This is a genomic window from Pirellulales bacterium, assembly GCA_019694435.1.
In the GTDB taxonomy this organism is placed as follows: domain Bacteria; phylum Planctomycetota; class Planctomycetia; order Pirellulales; family JAEUIK01; genus JAIBBZ01.
In genome coordinates this window covers 115,991-137,424 of record JAIBBZ010000011.1, presented here as the reverse complement: position 1 = coordinate 137,424, position 21,434 = coordinate 115,991, and the positions used below count along the sequence as shown (strand labels likewise).

Genomic DNA, 21,434 nt, shown 5'->3' with positions numbered 1-21,434 from the left:
CTATGCGATTTGGCGCGAGCGGTACTTTGTGGAGCGATTCTCGTTGTCACAATTGCACGCTGTTCTGAAAGCTTTGTCGAGACGTTTGGGGAATATAACGTCGGCGACATTCGATAAATTACGTGACCCTTGGACGAGTCAGAACTGGAGACGCGATACTGCCGAGGCACTGGAACTTCTCCTCGGGTTATTGCGCACCCGCGCCTCGGCGAACCCCGAAATCAGAATGCTATTGCAACCGCACCAGAAGGTCACCAAGGACCTGGCGAAGCAGGTCGAGCGCGTGACGGAGATTATCGCGCATTCTAATGTCCCGCTCGTCTCCCGCGTGCAAATCAATCTCCAAAAGCCCGAAGGCGACCGCACTCCCGACTTGCTCTACGCTCTGCGGCTCTATCTCACTGGTGACGATGGGGCTAACGCAATCCACATCAAGAGCATCTCTGACAACGATGACGACTGAGTAACAGTAAGGAAGTTGGCCATACCGTCGAGTGGTGAACGCGGCGATAACCATGTGTCAGATCTGCGTCCACGAGCACACCGCCGCCTCGGGGGCGCTCGCATCCGGTATTTCCGAAGAACTGATCCGATCTTAGATCGGTGTCCCCGCGTGATCCATCAGTTCCTGATATTTCTGGGCGAACAGTTGTAGTCGACGCCAGCGGTCGCGCGCGAGTGCGACGTCGGCCGGGTCGAAGGAGAGCGTGAAGCCAACGGTGCGGGCGTGCCGGTCAAGTTGCTGCTCGCCGGTGGCGCGTTGGCCGTAGATCCCGAAGTCACGAAGCAGGTCGGGCTCGGCCACCAGGTCGATTTCGCGAACCAGGGAGATGGCAATCCCGCGATAGTGTTGGTCGTTGATCCAGTTCAGTACGTCCCGTAGCGGCACGGAGAGCTCCGGGGGCCAGAGGCTCCAGCCGAGGATGCAAATGCGCTCGACGCTGACGCCCCGATCGAGCGCCTCGAAGTTTGTCCGCAGACTGTGCTCGCCGGGAAGATCCCGCCAATAGGCCTCGTTGACGACCCATGCGACGGAAAGGTATTCGGTGACATCCGGACTGCGCAGCAACTCCGCGTAGGCGGATCGCCACGTCTCGGTTTCCCGGAAGACGATCCGTCCGGCGACCAGCTCGTCGACCTCACGACGGAGGTTGGCAATCTTCAGTGTGACGAGACGGCGAAGCAGCGGATCCGACAAGCGACTGAGCGAGTCGAGACGCTCTCGGAGTTCGTCGATGCCGAGGTCTGAATCGAAGTCACTCACTGCTCGATCGGTTTTCATTTCGTGAGGAACGTGGGATTGTGCCGTCAAGGGCCAGGCGACTGTCGCCACAACGAGCCAGAGGCCGATGAACGCGGCTGACGGGTCGCGAGCGACGATGGCGCTGATGATCAAACTGACCGCAGGCACGAGCATCCCCCATCGCAGACGATTGCGAGTTTGCATGGGCCAAATCAATGAGGTGAAACGTTTGGGTCTCACGCATTGACCATAGCGTGCCGGGATAACCGGGCGCAAGGAGTCAAGAATACGGCATCGATTCGGCCCACTTATGGTGCGAAGGTGGACCGTAATGGGCTGGGCGACCAGCGTCCCAAAATGGTGGAATGGCAACGAATGCCCGTTTTGCCCCGCGATGAGATACGAACTAGCCTGCCTTGGTCTCCTTCCCAGTGTCAGTACCGAGAGAGTGAATGCGCTTCAGCACCTGCGTGACTCGTGCTCGGCTGACGCCGAGGTATCGGGCGAGTGCGGCCCGACTTTCGAATCGGCCGGTGTCGAGCAACGCTTGGTAATGGCGGGCGAGCCGCAGTCCCCGGGGCTGCTTCTTGCAGTGTGACGTGGAGTCGCTATCCTTGGCGGAAGCAGTCGCCCACGGGTGAAGGACGATCACGGGAGATCGTCGTAAGTGGTTGATAGATAGGAGCCCGCGTTCGACGAAGTACGGTTCGAGTTGCGACAGGCTCGGGGAGCTTTCTCGGTTTGCGGAACCGCCGCCGACCGTAGGGTTTACAGAGAACGCCGAGAGCGAGAGCCCTCGGCGTGTTGCGTTTTCCGACCACGCCGCAACGACTTGCGGCGCCTCCGTCACACGGCGAGAGTTCTCGATTTCCGCCCGCCGCGCTCTCCGGCAGCAGCACCCGGCCCGCCCCATTGCCCGAACTCTCGCGCTCTCGGTTTAACTAGGGCCGTTGGGTTAACAACCTGGTTGGGTGTGCCCCGCAAGATGCGCACACTTCTGAAGAGTATGCGCTCCCTACGTGGTCCAACCGGTGTTCAGAGGATCTCAAATCCGATCCGCCGGAGATAGTCGTAGGTGGAGTCGTAGTAGCTCCCATGTCGCGTGGGGTCCGTGGGCTCCCCTTCCGGAACGACGATCACCATTCCTTGGCGGGCTCGCGTGAGCAGGACGCGGTAGGCGTTCTTGAGGTAGAACTGCCGTTCGGGTTTGCGAATGCGATTCCACCGCTCACCGACGAACGACCAATGCTCCCAACCGTGGCCGACGTGGCGGAAGTCGGCGTCCCAGGCGACGCAGGCGTAGTCAAGTTCCAGCCCCTGCACGTGGAACTCGGTCGCAACATCCTCGAGATAGTACGATGATCGGACATCCTCTTTACCGTCGAGGAACCAATGGACGGGGTCCATTGGCGATCGAACATCGATTGCATATGGCTTGAGTCGTTGGGCCTGCGAGGACACCACAATGCCATACCGTTCGCTGCCTCGGGCCATGCTGCGCAGCCATTGCTTAGCCGCGGGCAAGCTGCGAGTCAGCACAATTGGGTAGCGTTCGTGAACGGAGCTAAGGGTCTGCGCTGCCGCGTCCGCGTCTAGGTCGAGGATTTGCTTGACCAGGAGCGATACGTTCTCTGATCGGAACGAACGCATCGATACACCGAGATGCAGCTCGTCGCAAATCGACACTCTTGGCAAAGCAGCCACTCGCTCGAGTAGCTGGCCTGCGGCATACTCGGAATCTGTCAGCCGAGATGAGATGTGCACGTGCCAATGATTGTATGAGCGCGTCACTGATTCGATCCATTCGCTGATGCCAGCTTCGCCAGTGTTGATTTCTTGGCCGCCACCGACGAGGCAGACCATGACCGCCCAATCTCGATGTCGGTCGAGGCAGGAGATCAGAAACTCGGGCTCAGACATGCTGAAGTTCGTCCGTCCCTTTTTCTGTCTCATGAACTTGGACGTCTGATCAAGATTCCACGCCCGCTGGGCTTCATCGAAGAGTGCAACGTGCTCTACGGGTGGCCGACCCTGGTCGACGAGGCAGTCGTCGCGAAAGTGGTGCACATTCTGGATGAAGGCCTTAACTTCGCTGCGCGCCGCACCCTTGCCCACAATTCTCCCATGCTCTCTTTCGCGTTGCACCTTGTCACGTGCGAGCGCTTCGCGAAGGATCGCGACAAGTGGGCCATTGCCCGAGAGGAAGACACTGTACAAGTCTGAGTCCTTGTCCGTGTATTGCGTCGCGACATTTAAGCCGACCAGCGTCTTGCCGGCGCCGGGAACTCCCGTCACGAAACAGATGGACTTGCGCGTACGCGCCTGCGCTTCAACAATAATTCGTGAGATAGCATCGGAGGTGACTGAAAGGTTCGTGGCACTGGCATCACTTCGCGAAATGTCAGCGACCGAGTGACCACGGTAGAGGGCCGTCGCAGCCTCGATAATGGTTGGCGTCGGGCAATAGCGGCCGCGCTCCCACTCGCTGATATCGATAGCAGGCGCATCGGCGATGTCGAGCACAGTACGGATGACATCGCTAAGCAACTCGGGTGAAGTGGATACGGGATACAGAAGCCGATCTTTCTGATGTGCCATCGCGGGCACCGGATATATCGGCGGGGCTTCTGTCGCAATAAGCACGGGCGCGACGAAGCAGCTGTGGCTGGACTCGTGGAAGTTCTTCAGGTCGAGAGCATAGTCGTACACTTGTTCAATGCCACGCGAAGTGAATTGGCGCTCTCCGACCTTGAACTCGAGCACGAACACTACGTGGTCGATGATAGCAAGGACATCGATTCGCTTGCCAAGGCGTGGAACAGAAAACTCAAAGTATACGGCTCCGCGCTGGCGGTAATCGCCGAGCACGTTACGGAGGAGATGCACTTCACTGATCCAAGCATCACGTTGAGGAAGTTCGATTGCGAAGTCGCTGCGCTCAACGAGTTGGCCCAGGATGGCATCGGTCGGCGAATCGAGAAACGATTCGATCGAGGCTGAGTATCCCGCACGATTCATCTCACCAGGCTACCCGGCCGCATGAGATAGTTCGAGGGGCGACCTTGGCACCCGTCCTACGTCCGGCAGCTTCGGCCGCGCGCACTGAGACCGTCGCAGCACTGCCGCATTCAGGGTATGGGGTCGCCAGGTGGGTTTTCCGACGTGCGCCATGAGAACAGAGCCATCCAGAGGTCTCGTTGTTTGTTTCAGCATGGGGTAGCGTAAATCGCCCGAAGCTATCGCGCCTTCACTGAATGGCGAGCTCCCAGCGAACGATTTCGTCAGCGATGACCAGTTCGATCGGCTGCTGGCGGCCTGGTTCGGCAACCTGGCGAGGGTGCTGGCCCCGGGGCGCGGGTTCTACATCTGGGGCGGCTATGCCAACTGCGCCAACTACCCGCCGGTGCTGAAGGCCTGCCAGCTCTATTTCTCGCAGGCCATCATCTGGGTCAAAGAGCATCCGGTGCTGACCCGCAAAGACTTCATGGGCAACCACGAGTGGTGCTTTTACGGTTGGCGCGAAGGGGCGGCGCACGTGTTCTTGGGCCCGAACAACGCGACCGACGTGTGGTCGGTCAAGAAGGTCAACCCGCAATCGATGGTGCACTTAACCGAGAAGCCGGTCGAGCTGGCCGTGCGCGCGATGAACTATTCATCGCGGCCCGGCGAGAACGTGCTCGACCTGTTCGGCGGCTCCGGTTCGACGCTGATCGCAGCGGAGCAGACCGGCCGTAAGGCGTTCTTGATGGAACTCGACCCGCTGTATTGCGACGTGATCGTCGAGCGGTTCGAGAAGTTCACGGGCAAGAAGGCCCAGCGAGCTTCGCAGCTCGTTCAATCGTCGTCCTGAGGTGCCGGATGAGCACGCGCGCGAAAGAACTCCGCGATCTGCGGCTTGGACGCTTGCCCCTGGGCCGTCTTCAGCACCAGGTCGACCAACAGGTCGTCGGTGGCCTCGATCGAGTGGCCATTGATTTCCAGGAACAGCAAGGCGGCCTCCAAGCCGACCCGTTTGTTGCCGTCAACGAACGGATGGTTCTGCACCAGGTGAAACAGATAGGCAGCGGCCATTTCAAACAGGTCGCGGTGCAGATACTGCCCCCCAAACGTCGCCTCCGGCTGCGCGACGGCCGACAGCAGCAAGCCCACGTCACGCAGGCCCTCCGAGCCCCCGTAATTCGCAATCTGCTGGGCGTGCGTCTCCAACACGTCATCCAACATCAGAAACTGAGGCACTTGAAGTTACTCCGCCAACTTCTTGAAAGCCTTGGCATGCTTCGCGTTGATCTTCCGCCGCGCCGCCCGGACGCGATCCTTGTTGGGAGAGGTTCCCACCGGCGCCACGATCATGGCGCGGCCGTCGGTGGTGATTTCCAACGGCGCCTCGGGACTGATCTTCAGCAGATCGAGAATGGGCCGGTCGATGACCAGGGCCCAGCTGTTACCGTGCTTGACGAGGTTCTTGATCATCCTAGGTTCCTCCGGGAGTTGATCTACCAATGGTATACCATTGTAGCACCGACACGGCGACGTGACAAATGCGCCTCGACCGCAGCGCCCTCTTCCGCGGCGCGCCAAGGAGACAACGGCTCGCTTTATTCCACCGTCGTGGCCACGTTGGCCCCCTGTGGCGGCGTCGTTCGACGGGCGACCAATTTGGCCAGCCACGAGAAAGAGGCCCGCCGTCGGGCCTCGTGGGCGATTTGGACGCCAAGCGGAGCGCTAGGCCACGGTGAACCGCCCGCGATCGGTCTTCTTGAACCGGGCCTGATTCCCCTTGGTGGCGATCTCCCGCAGGATCGCGCTATAGAGCGTGGCGTGCGGCGTCTGGCCGTTGGGACTCGACCAATAGCCCTTCGCTGCCATCGCCTCGATCATCTCTCGGGCGTTCATCGGCTCCTTCGATTCGCTCAAGACACGAATCGCAGCGTCGATGGCGCTGGCGCGCTTTTCTTTGGCGGGCTTGGCGGCCTTCGTCGCGGGGGCCTGCTTCGCGTCCGGCTTCTTCGTTTCGGGCTTGGCGGCCTTCTTGGACTTGGGTTGAGTCGTCTTGGCGCTCATCGTTCGTCTCCTGCGGGAATCTGCGGCGGTGCAACGCGGGCCCGGCTGCCGCAGGCCGGACGACCCACCAGTTACCTCGAGTGGCCCGACACATCCAGCGAATTGTCAGGCCCGTGTTGGAGAAGCTTCGGCTGCTTAAGGATCGTCTGAATCATGGCCAGAAACCCTGATGCCACACTGCCAACAGGCGGATTGAACCCCAGCGCGCTGGTGCCGGCGGACCTCGCCCAGATGCTCAGCCGGGCCGGCGGCCAAGGGGTGTCCGTGGTTGCCCTGCAGGCCGATCTTGCGGCCGGTGCGCCAGCCAACGCCGACGGCACGATCAACCTGGTCCATTACGCAGCCTGGCTCGTGCGGGAGATGGAACGTGATTGACCCCCGAAAAGTCCGCCCCGGCGAGCTGTGCCGCGTGCTCAATTCAACCCCGCTGGGCGAGGTGATCGGCGAACCTGCGTTGCGTCGACATCGCACCCGCGCCGGCATGCGAATTGGCGACGCCCGGCACGTCGACCTGCTGCGCTACGTCGCCTGGCTGGTCCAGCAGCGGCACGCGCCAAAGGCTGCATCGCCGGCCGCCTCCAATCCGGCCATCGACCTGGCGGAGGCAGCTGCAGGCGCTGCTGCCCTGGGCATGGGCAGGAAGCATCCGCATGGTCACGGTCAGAAACTCACCAACAAGCAAGAAGCACTGATCGCGGCCCTGTTGACCGAGCCGACTTACGCGGCCGCCGCGGCCAAGGCGGGCGTGAGTGAAACCACGTTGTACCGCTGGCTGCACCGCTCCGACTTCCGCTCCGCCTATCGCACGGCCCGTCGCGAGATGGTCGAGTCAGCGATCGGCCGGTTGCAGGCCGCCACGGGCCAGGCGGTCGAGACGCTGGTGGTCGTAGCCCGGCAGGGGCGACGCGACTGCGATCGGGTTCGTGCGGCCGTGGCCCTGTTGGAACACGCCATGCGCGGCCTGGCCGAAGGCGATCTGCTGCGCCGTGAGGGAGAAATCACCGATGCCACGCCCATGGGCGGCGACGACGTGATCCGCGCCTTGACCCAGCGACTGCGGCAATTAGATCAGGCCGATCTGCCGACGGCAGAAAAATCTCGACTGACCGCCACGCTCGCCGACGCCCTGTTGCGGGCCATCGGCGTCACGGTCCTCGATGCGCGCCTGGAAGCCCTGCAGAACGTGTTGCTTACCCGAAAGGATCAAGCATGAGTCTCAAAGCCGTCGCCAATCACTATCCGCTGCTCACCCCCAAGGAACGGTTTCAGTTGATCTTCGCGGCCGGGGACCGAGGGGACCAGCCCGAACAGAAACGCCTGTGCAACTCAGCGCGCAGCATTCACCTGGCGATGCCCGACCATTCGCCCTGGGCCCACGCGTACGATGAGCTCGCCCTGACGATGTTCCTCGAACTCTTGGAGGACGCCGCCGAGCATCGCGACGCACTGCACCGGTGGGTCGAGGAAGACGAATCCCGCGGCAGTCGCCAAGACGACGCCGAAGGGGACGAGGAATCGTCCGAGATCGCAGACGACGAAGAAGAGGAATTGCCGGAAGACGTCTGGTTGAACCTGTACCTGTCCCAGGGATTTCTTCTGCGGACGAAGCTAGCCGGCTGGCAGCTGTTCTGTGAACGCTTGAGCCTGCCTCCGTTTGCTATGTGGCAACTGCTGCCCGGATACAAGCGGCTGCAGATCGCCATGCAATTGGTGGAAGACAACAAGTTCCGCACCGCGCCGGTGTTTGCGCGAGAGGGCATGCTGCGCTGGCTGGGCCGGATTCGTCCGAAGGGGGAGCCCAAGCCCACCGACGAGAACCTGATCAGCCCCGAGAGCATCGCCAATTCGCTGGAAGAAGTGTTCCGCCAGCGGGCCGCCTGGTGGGGCGCCTAGGCGGCCGGCGGTGGCAGGAAAAACTTTCCGATCTTCTGCCAGCTGCTCCCATCTGCTGCCATTTCGGCTCGATCTCGCCAACCAGCGATGGTGGCTAGTCGGGCAAGCCAGCAGCGCGTGAAAACCCACCCAGTTCCTGTTCACGGGGTTCGTGTTGAGTGGAGGGCTGCTTGGGAAGCGAGGTAACTGTTGAAGCGCAGGCTTCGATTCGTTCCCGCTTCCGAAAGGCAACTCCTCGATGTACGTCACTCGCAATTGGCACTTGGATTCGATGAAGGTTCTTACGCGCAGCGAAATTACCGCGGTACTCACCGATCTTGCCCGCAAGGCCAAGCGTTCGCCCAACGCGCGGATGAACCGCGTCGTCTTTCGCCTGGCCGCTTGTGTCGGCCTACGCGTTTCGGAGATTGCCGGCTTGCGACTGGTGGATGTTTGCACGACCGGCTCGCGGCCGCACGTCGTCGTCCGCGCCGAGACGGCCAAACGGATGCGGCCACGTCGGGTGCCGCTGTGGTGGGACGCCGGGACGTTGGCCGACCTGACGGCGTGGAAAGAGACACGTCGACGCGACGGCGCGCAGGCCCGGGATCCCTTTCTCTGCTGTCAAAAGTCTGGCCGCTACGGCGCGCCGCTGGCCCGGCACACGCTCCGCCGCCGCTTTCTGACCGCATGCAAGTGCCTCGGCCGCGAACGCCTCGGCACGCTCACGATCCATTGCGGCCGTCACACCTTCATCAGCCACGCCCTGGCGGGTGGGCGAACGCTGGCGGAGGTCCGTGCAGCGGCCGGCCACTCGTCGATCGTGACGACCAGCCTCTATCTGCACGTGGCGGTCGAGGACGAAGGTGATCTGGGGGAGCTGTTTGCGTAGGTGGATAACGCACAGCCGCGGCTCGACATTTGGAGCGGACGAATACAGCAGCCAGCGGCCCGACAGCGTATCGGGCCAGCGCACCCTGAACGAGTTCGCGAAAATTTTTGGTCCGGGCATGCCCGGACCAAAAACCCTAGTTTCCCAGCATTCCCCCTGGATCAAACTTGGGGGCAGGGTCAACCCATCCGCTCCCTGGCTTATCACCTGGTCCAAGAACCGGGGTCCACTGCACTTGCCACCACTCGCTTGTTATAGTCACGTTGAGCGCAAGGCCCTTCTTGACCTAATGTGGCGTAATACCATGGGAGATTGCCTTCACGTCGAAATCGTAAAGGTAGCCAAGCTGTCGCAGGACATTCGCCTGCAAATGTATCGCCTCATGAACTCGTACTTTTGCGGAGTATCAAAGGACATTTTCTTGCGCGACTTGGGCGACAAGGAATGGGCACTGATCCTGTGCACGGCTGACAGACGAGTCCGTGGATTCGTCACGATTCGCTCATTTTATGCGAACTTAGGAAATCAGCCCGTTCACGTGCTCTACACAGGCGACGCCGTCATTGCCCCAGAGCATTGGGGGCATCACGGCTGGCTGCGATTATGGGCACGTCACATGTTCGGCTTGGCTCTCTGCTCACAAGCGATTCCGACCTATTGGATCATGCTGACCGCTTCACCGCGGCTTTATCGAATGCTTCCGGGATTTTTTTGTGAGTATTATCCTCGCGAATCCTTAGACATTCCCAATGACATCCGAGGCCTGCGAGATGATGTTGTGAATAGTCGATTCCCTGGTCAATTCAACTCGCCTGTAAACCTCGTAATCCCCTTTACGCCAACGCCTGTGAGAGAGCCCGAATTGGCACGCATTGAAGCTGGTCGCGACGAACACGACAGTTTTTTTGTTCGCGCGAATCCAGGATATCTCGACGGAGAGTTTCTTGTGTGCATTACCGCCATTTCATCCGGCAATCTAACGGCTCTTGGAAATCGCTTGGTCGGTGCCGATGAACGCCTGCCAGTCTCGCCTGGGTGAGCATCGTACCTTGACCTGAGAGCAGACATATGACGTGACGGTGATCAGCCACGGGCGATCAGGATTCGCCGCGTACCTCACAACGAAAGTCCTCATACTTGCCTCGCGCATTGCGAGGGATGTCCTCGACGTACCGAATGCTCAGGTCAAACTCGAAGCCAACTGCCTTGGTGACCCATCCTCGCAAAAGCAGCTCTTCCTGAGCGTCGAGAGGACGCGGCATCACCAAGCGAAGCTCGGCTTGGCTAGTCGTTTTCTGCACCAACTGAAATTGTTGTATCGGTGGCATCTCCGCAGTCGACGCCCCGTCGAGATGTAATGCGGGCCACACGTGCCGTCCGTCGGGCAAGATCGCCATGTTGCGAACTCGCCCCAAGATGCGTTTGAGCACCGGCAAGCCCCGACCACATTCGCATCGATCTCCGAGTTCAGCATAGTCCCCGATCTCATAGCGAATCAGCGGCATGGCGAAATTGTGCAGTGAGGTCAGCACAACGCGCCCTACCTCGCCGGGTTTACAGGGCTTTCCGGCGTCGTCCAAGAGTTCGAGGAGCACGTTTTCTGCCATAACGTGGTAATGCTCGTTTCGCGGGCATTGAATGGCAAGATGGCCGAATTCCTCAGAGCTGTAGACGTCCACCACAGGGACATTCCATACGTCGCGGCAAATTTTCCGAACTTTCCTGTCGCACACTTCGCCGATCGTGCGTGCCTCGCGTAATGTCGGCAAGGTCAGATTCTTCGCCGCAAAGGTCGATGCTAATGCGATTAGATTCGACGGATACGTCAATAGGTAGTTGGGTTGCTCGGCGATTAACCACTCGACCTGTTGATCGATGGGCGTGTGAATGTCCAGGGTTACGGCTGGCCCTGTGCGGACAATGTCGATCGTCGCGTTGCCCCAGTTCGATTCACGTGTCTTGCGCACGTCAGCCGTATTGTCGGCCGTTGCCCGAATCGCGGCGAGCTTCCCGCGCAAATCGCGGCTATGCCAGATGTGCTGACGCAGGGTGAAGGCACTCCAGAACAGTCGGGTAACAGTTGTGCCCAAAGTCACGACGGGCATCCCCGTGGATCCGGAAGTTGCGGTCTGGGATCGAGGACCATGTTCCTTCGGGCCGCGGGGACAATGGAGCGAACTGCCAGCCCGCTGCACGTCGTCCCGGGTGAGCAGCGGAATCCGAGCCCAATCGTCGAGCGAAAATGAGCTCGAAAGGACGATTCCTGCGGCGGCAAATCGCTCGCGATAAAAGGGTACATGTTGCTGGGCAAACGGCAGCAGACGGGCGAGCTGGCCGACCTGAATGCTCAACAGCTCAGCGGGCGAAAGCCATTGAGACTGTTCGAGCTGGAACTGTACGGCCAACAACTGGCATGCGCGTGGATTCGGAATTGCCGGCCAATCAATTCCAGGCACAGAGGAGACCACATGCAGCATCCGAAAACCTCGTATCTCTAAGGAACATCCGGTCTCTCGGCGGGGACCATCCCACACTCAACCGGCCTGCGACAATAAGTCGCCCGCACTTCCCGAGTGGATTTCTTTCTTGCTTTGGGGCCTTGCCAGCGGTATCACACGCGATTGCTGGCAGCGCTCGCGCTGTCCAGTTTGGTGTGGATTAGCGTTGACTGATCATTCTACCAAGGGGCAGGACCGTGAGCCGCCTGGGGCGTACTCGGCGAGTCGCGTCGCTCAAGCACCGCCGGATTAGCATCGAGCCCTTGGAGGCTCGCCAGCTTTTGGCCGTGGATATGTCCTTCAATGACGGCCAGTTGCGTTTAGACGCGGATTCTGCCAGCGACGTCGAAGTCGCCGTGGTGGATGGACTCGTCAAGGTCAATGGCGCCGACCCAACCTTTGGTGAGCTCGCCGCGGCGAGTGTTACCAAAATCCGAGTTGGCGGAGGCGACCCCAATGCGGTAAACCTCGCGCCATTGCTTCACGGCATGTTTCCCAATCTTGAGTCAGCGGTCGTTGCGCCGACGGGCCGGCAAGGGCTCGATTTGTTGCGCTATGAGCGATATGCGACGGCGCTGTGGGGCGAGGATTGGGAATCAGCCAGCGGTCTGTCGATCGAGTACGTCCAGCAGCAGGTAATTGCCAACACCTGGGTGCAAACGATCGATAACAGTTTTCTGCCTGCTGTCGCCGATTTCATTGGGCCTGAGTTTTTCCAAGATTGGTTAGATACCAGCATTGCGGGTACCGACCTCGCGTCGATCGATGTCACGACTTTGAAATGGTTCCAAGTCGCCGATAGCCCAGGAGCCTTCGCCAACTCCCGTCTTGCCGGTTTACCTGCAGGTAAGGGCCCCGCCGACTTTTTTGAGATTGAGGGCGGAGTGGCGATGCTGCTGAGCACCGTCGAGGGAACTGAAATCGCCGCGGGCGAGATCCCAGGCCCGGACCCAACCTCTGGAGAAGGAGGGTCGCTGGAAGCTTGGTACGACCCCAACCCGTTGTACGAAGACGATGGCGAGGTCTTGATTACGGTCAAGCACTCGGGCGCCGAGTGGATCGAAGGCTTCAATTTCGACTGGACAACCAAGCAACTGACAGCGACTTTCGATCCCAGCCCGTCGATCCCGGACGATTACATTGGACACCATGGGAATTTGAGTTGGAGCGATTCGTCGCCGCTGGACTCCGATGGCCCCGAGGGGGATAGCCGCGTCTTTGCGATCCCGATCGTCGACGATCTACTGATTGAGTCCGACGAACAGTTCATGATCGAGTTTGACGAGGTTCAGTACAACGATCCTCCAGAAGATCCAGATGCGGCGGAGGGAATTCCGACAAGCCCGCCCGGCAATCTAACCATTCAGATTCGCGACAATGACTCGCCCAATGCGGTCCGAATCAGTGACATGACAGGCACCGAGGGCGAGACCAAGCCCTTCGTGGTCTCCCTTTCGGCGCCGCCGACCAGCCCCATTAGCGTCACATGGGTGATCAGTACCAATCCGCCCACGCCTTCTGCCACTCACATCAGCGACTACCGCCTCAGCCAAGGGGGCGGAGCAACTTCCGGCGGGACCATCGTGTTTGGTGTCGGCGAAACGTCGAAGACGATTGACGCTGAATTGATCGACGACTCGGCGATTGAGGACACGGAATACTTTGAGCTCATTCTAACTGGCGTCTCCGGTAATGCGACGATCGCCGATGACACGGGGCTGGGCACCATCATGGACAATGATACCCCGCCCACGGTCAATATTAGCGACGCTGTAGGCTTTGAAAGAGACCCCGGCGATCCAGTCGGCTACGCGGTTTTTCGCGTGACTCTCTCGCAGCCGTTCTCGGCGCCGATCACCGTTATCGCCACGACCAGGAATGGCAATCCACTTGATCCTCCGGCCATTGGCTTTGCGCCTGGCGACGATTTCCGGCATCGAATTGAGTACCCGATCACGTTCGCGCCCAATCAAACGGAAGCCGAGTTCCCTGTCGAGATTCTGTACAACGATGTCCCTGAGTTCGACGAGTACTTTTACGTTGACTTGTCCATTCCCGAGAACGTCGAAGAGGGGGATCTGGAGGGCAGAGGGAAGATCATCGATGATGACATGAATGATGACGAGGAATCGTCCACGGACGACCAACTCTGCGGATGCGGCGAATCGCAAAGCGGAGTGGACGCCAATAACGGCACTTCGGGCACTTCGTACGGCGGAATGAGTTCGCAAAGCGACACCAATCCGCATCCCATTTTCGCCTTACGCTCAAACATCCCTTCGACGCCAGGCAGGGTTTTGGTTGCCTCGAACGCATCGGTCAGTGTTGGTAACTTGCCGACTGTCACCGCTTACTACCAGGACGCCGTCGGCAGCACGGCAACCAGTTTCCGTTTTCCGCTCCAAGTCGACGCGACCAACTTGCCCACAGGCGTGTACGACTGGACGATGGTCGTCACGTACGTGTTCGTCGATGCAGGGACTGGCCTGAACGAACAGGTGTTCACCAGTACCTTCACCGGCAAGCGAGTCATTGTCAATCGCCTCAATAGCGAGTTTGGGGTTCGTTGGTGGGTCGATGATCTCGATTTCTTGATCCCTGACGAAGATGGCGTCGGTGTGGTGTTGGGGAATGGGGTTGCCAAGTTCTTTGAAAAGGCATCAGGGAATACCTACAAAACCCCTGCGAGTTGGTTTGACACGCTGATCAAAAACATTGACGGCTCGTACACGCTGACTTCCCCCGAGGGCGAGCGGCGCGAATTCTCCGCGGCTGGTCTGTTGCAGAAGCGCGTGGATCGTAATGGCAACGAAACGGTCTATTCCTACATCGATGCGGACAATGATGCCGTCGTCGACGAGCTGTCGACGGTTGTCGATCCTTTCGGCCAAGTGCGCGGTTATGCTTATGAAACAGCCGCAGGGCCACAATTCGGAAAGATCAAAACGACAACCGATCACGCCGGCCGGGCCACCAACTGGGTGATCGACGCACTTGGGCGCGTCGATCGCATCAAGTCACCCGATCCGGATGGCCCAACCGAGCCCTTGATCCAGCTAGAAACCGTTTACGAATACTATCCCACGACGAATTTGCTCAAGAAGGTAACGCCGGCCCACGGGGTTTCCACAAGTTATGAGTACGATGCGGCACGACGAGTCACGAAGATCATCAACAATGACAACACCTTCGTGTCGATCAATCCGATCCAGACGCGAAATCTGGCCTTCCTGTCGGGCCTGGGAAGTCTGGGCAGTCCCGCTCCCATTTCCTTGGCTGCGGCAAGTCCCGTGGCGTCGATCACCGACGAATTGCTGCATACCAGTTCGTTTACGGCAGACCGGTTTGGCAATTCGACATCCTGGAAAGATCCGCTGCTGCATACGACGACTTTTCAGCGCGATGCCAACGGACTCTTGACCAAATTGACACTTCCCGACCCCGATGGCGCATCACCTGGCCGTCAAGCCACGGTCGTGGACTACACTTACAACACCAAGGGCAAGCAACTCACCGAGCAGTACGGCGGCAGCCCGGCACGCGAGTGGACGTACGACAGCCAATACAATCAGGTCACTTCGTTCACCGACGAGCTTGGCCGCAAGACCGTCTATCACCTGGATTCCAACGGCAATGTGCTGCACGAGCAGCGCGTTGTCGGTAGCCAGGACTCTTTGGGCTCGATCACCGACGACGTGTTGACGAGCTACACCTACACGGCGGCCGCCCAAGGCATACCTGCGGGCATGGTCCTCACGATGACCGACGGCCTCGGCCGGCTAAATGAGTACCGTTACTACGGCATGGACGCCGGCGACGACGCGACCCTCAAGGGCCTGCTCAAGTCCATCAAGTTTGCCAAGAACACGGCAGACGAAGCGATCGCGACCTTCGAGTACTACTCGGGCACGCGCAATCTTAAGAAGTCCATCGATGAACTGGGGCGCGTCACCGAGTACTTCTACGACAACCTCGATCGTCTCACCAAGCGGATCGATCCCGACCCCGACAACAACCCGGCGACCAACAATCAGCCGATCTGGCAATACGGCTATTGCGCCTGCGGCCGGATCACCAGCATGACGGACGCCGAGGGGAACGTCACGTCCTACACCTACGACAACCGCAATCGAATCGGCACGGTCACACTTGCCAAGCCCAATGCCAGCGATCCATCCAACCCACAATGGATCTACACTTATTACGACAACGATCTACTCAAGACGGTCACGGATCCGAACGGCTTTGTCACCGAATACTTCTACGACAATGCCGACCGACTGATTCAGGTCAAGGAGCCGGACGCCGATGGCGTTGCCGGAGGCAACGATCAGCCCATCTGGAACTACGGCTACGACAACGCTGACCTGCTGACCTCCGTGACCGATCCCGAGAATCGCCAGACGACTTACAATTACGACACGCGGCTGCGAACAATTGAGGTGAAACTGCCGGAACCCAGCGCCAGCGCGGGCCATCCCACGTACACCTACGTATACGACGCAGCCGATCAGTTGACAGAAGAGCACGCGCCGTTGAACCGGACCACGCTCTACGGCTATCACCCCTACCTCGGTTGGATGACCAGTATTACCGAGCCCGACGCCGACGGTGTTGCCGGCGGCAACGACCAGCCGGTCTGGAGCTATGAGTACGACAAGCTCGGCAATCTCAAGAAGCTCACCGATCCACAATCGCACGTCACCGACTACACCTACGACAACCGCGATCGCTTGACCAACGTGCTCGAGCCGGCCGCCGCCGCTGGCGGAACGCGCCCGTCATGGGCCTACGCCTACGACGACGCCAGCCAGATGACCAGCAGCACCGACCCCATGAGCCGCACGACGACCTACGCCTACGACTTCGTGGGCCGGCTCAAGCAGCAGACCGAGCCCGATCCGGATGGCGCCGGCTCGCTCCTGGCGGCCTATACAGCCTACACGTACGACCGGATGGGCAACGTACTCTCTATGACCGATGCCCTGGGGCATGCCACCGCCTACGAGTACGACCACCTGTTCCGCCGTACGAAGGAGATCGACGCCAACAACGACCCCACGACCTTCAAGTACGACTTTAACGGCAACCTCACCCAGCTCACCGATGCTGAAAACAACGACACGACCTGGACCTACGACCGCCTCAACCGCGTCAAGATCGAGACCAACGAACTCAACAAGACTCGGCAGTACCAATACGACCGCGCCGGCAACCTCAAGCAATTGACCGATCGGCGCGGCCTCATTACCGAGTACGATTACGACGCCCTCGACCGGATGACCCAGGAGCGCTGGAAGATCTCCGGCGCGCTGCAGCACACGATCAACTACGGCTACGACCTGGCCGATCGTTTGACGACCGGCTCGGACATCGTGGCCACTTATAGCTACGCGTACGACCGCCTCGATCGGGTCCAGACGGTCACCAGCACGCTGGCCGGCCTGCTCAAGACGCCTACCGAGTCACTGCAGGTGGTCTTAGGCTCGCAATACGACCGCGCCGGCAACCGCACGCAATTGGCCGCGACGCTCGGTGGCACGGCCGACGTGACCAACGACTACGTCTACGACAACCTCGACCGGCTCAAGCAACTCAAGCAGCACGGTATCGCCGGTGGCAACGCCGTCGCGGACAAACGGGCCGACTTCACCTACAACCTCGCCGGCCAGTTCGACACGATCACCCGCCGCGCCGGCTTGCTCGACGCCAGCCCGACGGTGGTCACCAGCACCTACGCCTACGACGGCGCCGGCCGGCTCACGAGCCTCAGCCACCAGAAGTCACAGCCCGTCGGCGCGCTGTCGTTCGTCCACAATTTCGCGTACGACCGGGCCAACCGGCTCACGGCCCATGACGATCGCGTGACGATCGACGGGCTCTATTACACCGGCCGGGACCGCGATTATGGCTACGACAGCCGCGGCCAGTTGACGAGCGTCGTCGAGACCATTCCGACGCCGTTCACCGTCACCACGCAGACCTACGCCTATGACAAGAACGGCAACCGCACCGCAACCAACGGCGTGGCCGCGACCATCGGCGCCAACAATCGCCTGACGAACGACGGGACCTACAGCTACACCTACGACGACGAAGGCAACCTGCTCAGCCGCACGACGATCGCCACCGGTGCGCGGCAGGAGTATGCCTGGGATCACCGCAACCGCCTGGCGGCCGTGGTCAATCGGCCCAGCGTGGGCGCCACGCCGACCCTGGTGGAGATCAACGCCTACGACGTCTTCAATCGCCGTGTGCGCCGCGATCTGGACACGACGGGCGACTTCACTGCCGAGTCGCGCGAGCTGTATGTCTACGACGGCGACGACGTGCTGTTGGACTTCACCGACTCGGACGCCAACGGGGCGGCGCTGCCCGCGCTGGCCCGCCGCTACCTGCATGGCCCGGCGGTCGATCAGGTGCTGGCCCAGGAAAACGTCGGCGGCGAGACGTATTGGCTCCTCGGCGATCACCTGAACTCGACGCACGACCTGGTCCGCTGGGACACGGCGGCCGGGCGCACGGCGGTCGCCGGCCACCAGGTCTACGACGCCTTCGGCACGCCGGTCGACCAAGCCTACCTGACCCGCTACCAGTTCACCGGCCGCGAATATGACTCCGCGACCGGCCAGCAGTACAATCGAGCACGCTGGTACAACGCGAAGACCGGAAGGTGGATCAGCGAGGACCCGATCGGCTTCGCCGCAGGCGATGCGAATCTCAATCGGTACGTGGGCAACGCGCCGACCGATGGCCTCGATCCTTCGGGACTCGACGCGGGAGTTGACGTTTCCGGTACGCACGGCAGCATCGTGTTCGATGTTTGGGACAGATGGGGAAACAGAATGGGATTCCTGAGGGCCGAGTTTTATGCGTCCGGCTACCTAGGAGAAGGTGGCGACACAATATGCGGGTTGGGTCCGCCAATGGACGCATGGGCCGGAGTAGTCGGCAAGCCAGGACGCATACTATTGACGTTTACAGCGACGCCCGACAACCATGGAGTTATGCCAGCACAGCGGATTGTTGGCAGCTCGTTCGATGACAACAGGCTCCTGGACTGGCTTTTAACGCAGATTGGCCAAAACCGAGACTGGCTCTATGACTGGATTTACAATTCGAATTACACAGACTCGGTTCTCGACGACTCAGCTCGATTCAATGGTTTAGGAACATGGAGCTGGTACAACGGCGCGTATAACAATTGCAATGATTTCGTAGACATTGCAGTTGATCAATATGTCGGATACGATTGGTGGCAGCAGGCAATTGCTTCGGGAAATGATCTTAAAAATGCAACAAAGCAGAAATTCGACGAGCACGGTCATCGCAGACCACCCGACTATGACCATATTCCAATAATTTGGTAGACGAAGACGCCTTTGCCCCGGCCAAAACACCCGGCCAAGGAATGCACAAGTTGCAGAATGGCACATGCCTGCAAAAAAGAACCCAGCAGCAATCGCCATGCTATTTGTGATTAGCCCATTACTGCTTGCCGGCGCACTGTCCACAATGGCATTGGGGCTGCTGCTTATGCTGATCGAGCCATCCTTTGAGTTTCAACGACACTATGATCCGATCAGTCAACAGCTAGTGGGGCGTACCGTCGAGTATGGAGCCTGGGTCAAAAGCGACCATGACGCATCAAGTCGTCCGTGTGTAATTGACTCAACCTTCTTTAAGATGACACTTGTGGAAACGCGATCCAGCGAATCGACAGGGCGGCCTATCATTTCATATGACGCAGGTGTCATTGCATACAAGCCGGTTTCACTTGCAATTGGAACGGCTGCGTTGATTCTAGTTGCAGCGAGTCCATTGGCATTGTGGCGCCATTGCCTCAAATGCTGTGGGACCAAAGGCGAAACGACACAACGCGATGCCAACTGATTCGTAGCAATTGCATTGATCCAGGCAGCCGGGACTGAACTGATAAAGTCGCGCATGCAGTGCGTATAGTTCATCTTGGTCCAGCCTAGGAACGGGACCACCGCAACCGGCTGACGGCGGTCGAGTACCGCAACAGCTCGGGCACGGCGGTCAAGACGGTGCTCTACGCCTACGACGTGTTCAATCGCCGCGTGCGCCGCGACCTCGACACCAATGGCGATCTCAATCCCGAGTCGCGCGAGCTGTACGTCTACGACGGCGACGACGTGCTGCTGGACTTCACCGACTCGGACGCCAACGGGGCGGCGCTGCCTGCGCTGGCCCGCCGCTACCTGCACGGTCCGGCGGTCGATCAGGTGCTGGCCCAAGAAAACGTTGGCGGCGAGACGTATTGGCTCCTCGGCGACCACCTGAACTCGACGCACGACCTGGTCCGCTGGGACGCCGCGGCCGGGCGGACCGTGGTCGGCGGCCACCAGGTCTACGACGCCTTCGGCTCGCCGGTCGATCAAAACTACCTGACCCGCTACCAGTTCACCGGCCGCGAATATGACTCGGCCACCGGCCAGCAGTACAATCGAGCACGCTGGTACAGCCCCCACGCCGGCCGCTGGATGAGCGAAGACCCCCTCGGCTTCGCCGCGGGGGATGCGAATCTGATTCGGTATGTGGGGAATCAGCCGACACTGCTGGTGGATCCGAGCGGACTCAAGTCTCCGTTCTTAGAAATCGTGCAGGAACTCGTAGATCGCTCGGTGCGCCACCTGTATCAGATACATCACATTGTTCCGAGCTCGGTGTTTAACGAACGAGACCTTGGACAGTGGCTCACGAACATTGGATTTAGGGCCAACTGCGCTGCGAATCTTATTGCTCTACCCAACAACGCCGGTCGCGCGGCGGGGGTCGCTGGTCATGCAAGCCTACACGAAGGGCGGCACCTCGACGAATATGCAGATATGGTACGTGAACGCTTGCGCCAAATCCAGAAAGAACATAGCACTGGCCAAATTACCGGCGATATAGCAAAGTCGCATGTTGACACTCTTGTACAAGACATCCGTGAAGGACTTCAAAATGGCACAATCGCTCTCAGTCAGGCCGATCGCGATCGCCTTGCAAGCGGCGAGGTGTTGAGCATCGCCGGACTCGTGGCGGTCAGGCAAGAGAGTACGCACGATGAGTGCATGCGGATAACGGCGCCGCTTACAGCGAGCCACTATTTTAACACCGACAGCTGGGGGGGCTGGCTATCAGGGCTTGCGATAGACTCGTTCAATCCCGTAGACACAATGATCGAGCTGATGAATTTGCGGCACAGCTTGGGGCTAGACAAGTACGACGGCGGCCTGGATCCCGAAACGGGCTTACCCCCCTTTCCTCCGTACAGCTTTTGAGGCGCGTTGCGACATGAGCTGGTATGTCATGAAGTCGACCACCGCGTGCATGTCATATATTCCAGTAGATGAATCTGGAAGCGGATTTAACGTATTCACAACGCCATTGGACAAGATGCCAGCACACGTCATTGCACACCTGCATCCACATCACCGCAAGCTGGCCGACTGTATCAACGTAAGCCTAGAGTTATTGCTCAGCCATCGGGTAATGAATATCGTGCGTGGTTTGCGAGTGGACCCGGCAGTCTGGTTTATTCGCGCCTCTGTTATGCATGACACACAGTTGCTCGCCAACGACTATTCTTACGGATTTGCAAACCGGTTTTGGCCCGTTATTGATCGCGTGCGATCGACCATTACGTATTACGACTCCGCGCCTCACATTATTTTTAACGTTATTGACCGGGTGGTTGACGCAACGGCGATCCCGCCGTACGACCTGTTCTTCGCCGAAGATCAATGTCGCACGATGGTCACGGAGAGATTGCGATCTGCATTTGAATTTGCACAAATATCCGGCTGCGCATTTACGAAGGTAGTGCTGAGTCCCGGCGAGTAGGCTTCTGTTTGGCGTG

General features: G+C 59.6%; 17 protein-coding genes. 11 read left to right on the top strand and 6 right to left on the bottom strand.

Translation table 11 applies throughout. The annotated features are described in order from the left end of the window. Positions 1–463, top strand: a 463-nt coding sequence (locus K1X74_11090) for a hypothetical protein (protein MBX7166864.1), incomplete at its 5' end; no start/stop codon positions are given. 132 nt (positions 464–595) lie between these two features. Here the strand turns inward: K1X74_11090 and K1X74_11085 are convergent. Continuing rightward, complete coding sequence (locus K1X74_11085; protein ID MBX7166863.1) at positions 596–1,447, bottom strand: hypothetical protein; 852 nt, start codon at positions 1,445–1,447, stop codon at positions 596–598. An 831-nt stretch (positions 1,448–2,278) separates the two neighbouring features. Beyond that, the gene (locus K1X74_11080) at positions 2,279–4,261 is read right to left on the bottom strand and encodes a DUF2075 domain-containing protein (GenBank protein ID MBX7166862.1); all 1,983 of its coding nucleotides are present in this window, start codon (positions 4,259–4,261) and stop codon (positions 2,279–2,281) included. A gap of 319 nt (positions 4,262–4,580) precedes the next feature. Between K1X74_11080 and K1X74_11075 the strand changes: the two genes are divergently transcribed. Beyond that, the gene (locus K1X74_11075; GenBank protein ID MBX7166861.1) at positions 4,581–5,093 is read left to right on the top strand and encodes a hypothetical protein; all 513 of its coding nucleotides are present in this window, start codon (positions 4,581–4,583) and stop codon (positions 5,091–5,093) included. Here the strand turns inward: K1X74_11075 and K1X74_11070 are convergent. The 3 genes from K1X74_11070 to K1X74_11060 all read right to left on the bottom strand — a co-directional run bounded on the left by K1X74_11070 (position 5,078) and on the right by K1X74_11060 (position 6,304). Beyond that, positions 5,078–5,479 (bottom strand): type II toxin-antitoxin system death-on-curing family toxin, encoded by a 402-nt coding sequence (locus K1X74_11070; GenBank protein MBX7166860.1) that lies wholly within the window; start codon positions 5,477–5,479, stop codon positions 5,078–5,080. The genes K1X74_11075 and K1X74_11070 overlap by 16 nt on opposite strands. Positions 5,480–5,485: 6 nt before the next feature. Beyond that, positions 5,486–5,713: a hypothetical protein gene (locus K1X74_11065; GenBank protein MBX7166859.1), complete on the bottom strand. Its 228-nt coding sequence runs from the start codon at positions 5,711–5,713 to the stop codon at positions 5,486–5,488. Positions 5,714–5,965: 252 nt separating this feature from the next. Further along, positions 5,966–6,304, bottom strand: coding sequence for a winged helix-turn-helix domain-containing protein (locus K1X74_11060; GenBank protein MBX7166858.1), 339 nt, complete (start codon positions 6,302–6,304; stop codon positions 5,966–5,968). A 153-nt stretch (positions 6,305–6,457) separates the two neighbouring features. Here K1X74_11060 and K1X74_11055 point away from each other — a divergent pair, with 153 nt between their 5' ends. The 5 genes from K1X74_11055 (at position 6,458) to K1X74_11035 (ending at position 10,107) form a co-directional block, all read left to right on the top strand. After that, entirely contained in the window at positions 6,458–6,679 is a 222-nt protein-coding gene (locus K1X74_11055; protein MBX7166857.1) for a hypothetical protein, read from the top strand. Beyond that, entirely contained in the window at positions 6,672–7,517 is an 846-nt protein-coding gene (locus K1X74_11050) for a hypothetical protein (GenBank protein MBX7166856.1), read from the top strand. Before K1X74_11055 ends, K1X74_11050 begins: the two co-directional genes overlap by 8 nt. After that, the gene (locus tag K1X74_11045; protein MBX7166855.1) at positions 7,514–8,197 is read left to right on the top strand and encodes a hypothetical protein; all 684 of its coding nucleotides are present in this window, start codon (positions 7,514–7,516) and stop codon (positions 8,195–8,197) included. The genes K1X74_11050 and K1X74_11045 overlap by 4 nt, the downstream gene beginning before the upstream one ends. 238 nt (positions 8,198–8,435) lie before the next feature. Next, entirely contained in the window at positions 8,436–9,068 is a 633-nt protein-coding gene (locus tag K1X74_11040; protein MBX7166854.1) for a site-specific integrase, read from the top strand. Between the two features lie 289 nt (positions 9,069–9,357). After that, on the top strand, positions 9,358–10,107 hold the full coding sequence (locus K1X74_11035) for a hypothetical protein (GenBank protein MBX7166853.1): 750 nt from the start codon (positions 9,358–9,360) through the stop codon (positions 10,105–10,107). 58 nt (positions 10,108–10,165) lie between these two features. Here K1X74_11035 and K1X74_11030 read toward each other — a convergent pair whose 3' ends face one another. Further along, positions 10,166–11,545, bottom strand: coding sequence for a hypothetical protein (locus K1X74_11030; protein ID MBX7166852.1), 1,380 nt, complete (start codon positions 11,543–11,545; stop codon positions 10,166–10,168). Between the two features lie 218 nt (positions 11,546–11,763). Here K1X74_11030 and K1X74_11025 point away from each other — a divergent pair, with 218 nt between their 5' ends. The 4 genes from K1X74_11025 (at position 11,764) to K1X74_11010 (ending at position 21,418) form a co-directional block, all read left to right on the top strand. Then, positions 11,764–18,936, top strand: a complete 7,173-nt coding sequence (locus K1X74_11025; protein ID MBX7166851.1) for a hypothetical protein — start codon at positions 11,764–11,766, stop codon at positions 18,934–18,936. 64 nt (positions 18,937–19,000) lie between these two features. Beyond that, positions 19,001–19,459: a hypothetical protein gene (locus tag K1X74_11020; GenBank protein ID MBX7166850.1), complete on the top strand. Its 459-nt coding sequence runs from the start codon at positions 19,001–19,003 to the stop codon at positions 19,457–19,459. A 158-nt stretch (positions 19,460–19,617) separates the two neighbouring features. After that, positions 19,618–20,856, top strand: a complete 1,239-nt coding sequence (locus K1X74_11015; GenBank protein MBX7166849.1) for an AHH domain-containing protein — start codon at positions 19,618–19,620, stop codon at positions 20,854–20,856. Between the two features lie 13 nt (positions 20,857–20,869). Next, positions 20,870–21,418 (top strand): hypothetical protein, encoded by a 549-nt coding sequence (locus K1X74_11010; GenBank protein MBX7166848.1) that lies wholly within the window; start codon positions 20,870–20,872, stop codon positions 21,416–21,418. Positions 21,419–21,434 lie beyond the last annotated feature (16 nt).

What these genes read in the sequence shown, in the direction of transcription:
- K1X74_11085 (MBX7166863.1), bottom strand. Translation starts at nt 1,447, where the DNA reads ATGCAAACTCGCAATCGTCTGCGATGGGGGATGCTCGTGCCTGCGGTC.
- K1X74_11080 (MBX7166862.1), bottom strand. Translation starts at nt 4,261, where the DNA reads ATGAATCGTGCGGGATACTCAGCCTCGATCGAATCGTTTCTCGATTCG.
- K1X74_11065 (MBX7166859.1), bottom strand. Translation starts at nt 5,713, where the DNA reads ATGATCAAGAACCTCGTCAAGCACGGTAACAGCTGGGCCCTGGTCATC.
- K1X74_11060 (MBX7166858.1), bottom strand. Translation starts at nt 6,304, where the DNA reads ATGAGCGCCAAGACGACTCAACCCAAGTCCAAGAAGGCCGCCAAGCCC.
- K1X74_11055 (MBX7166857.1), top strand. Translation starts at nt 6,458, where the DNA reads ATGGCCAGAAACCCTGATGCCACACTGCCAACAGGCGGATTGAACCCC.
- K1X74_11045 (MBX7166855.1), top strand. Translation starts at nt 7,514, where the DNA reads ATGAGTCTCAAAGCCGTCGCCAATCACTATCCGCTGCTCACCCCCAAG.
- K1X74_11040 (MBX7166854.1), top strand. Translation starts at nt 8,436, where the DNA reads ATGTACGTCACTCGCAATTGGCACTTGGATTCGATGAAGGTTCTTACG.
- K1X74_11035 (MBX7166853.1), top strand. Translation starts at nt 9,358, where the DNA reads ATGTGGCGTAATACCATGGGAGATTGCCTTCACGTCGAAATCGTAAAG.
- K1X74_11030 (MBX7166852.1), bottom strand. Translation starts at nt 11,545, where the DNA reads ATGCTGCATGTGGTCTCCTCTGTGCCTGGAATTGATTGGCCGGCAATT.
- K1X74_11020 (MBX7166850.1), top strand. Translation starts at nt 19,001, where the DNA reads ATGCCTGCAAAAAAGAACCCAGCAGCAATCGCCATGCTATTTGTGATT.
- K1X74_11010 (MBX7166848.1), top strand. Translation starts at nt 20,870, where the DNA reads ATGAGCTGGTATGTCATGAAGTCGACCACCGCGTGCATGTCATATATT.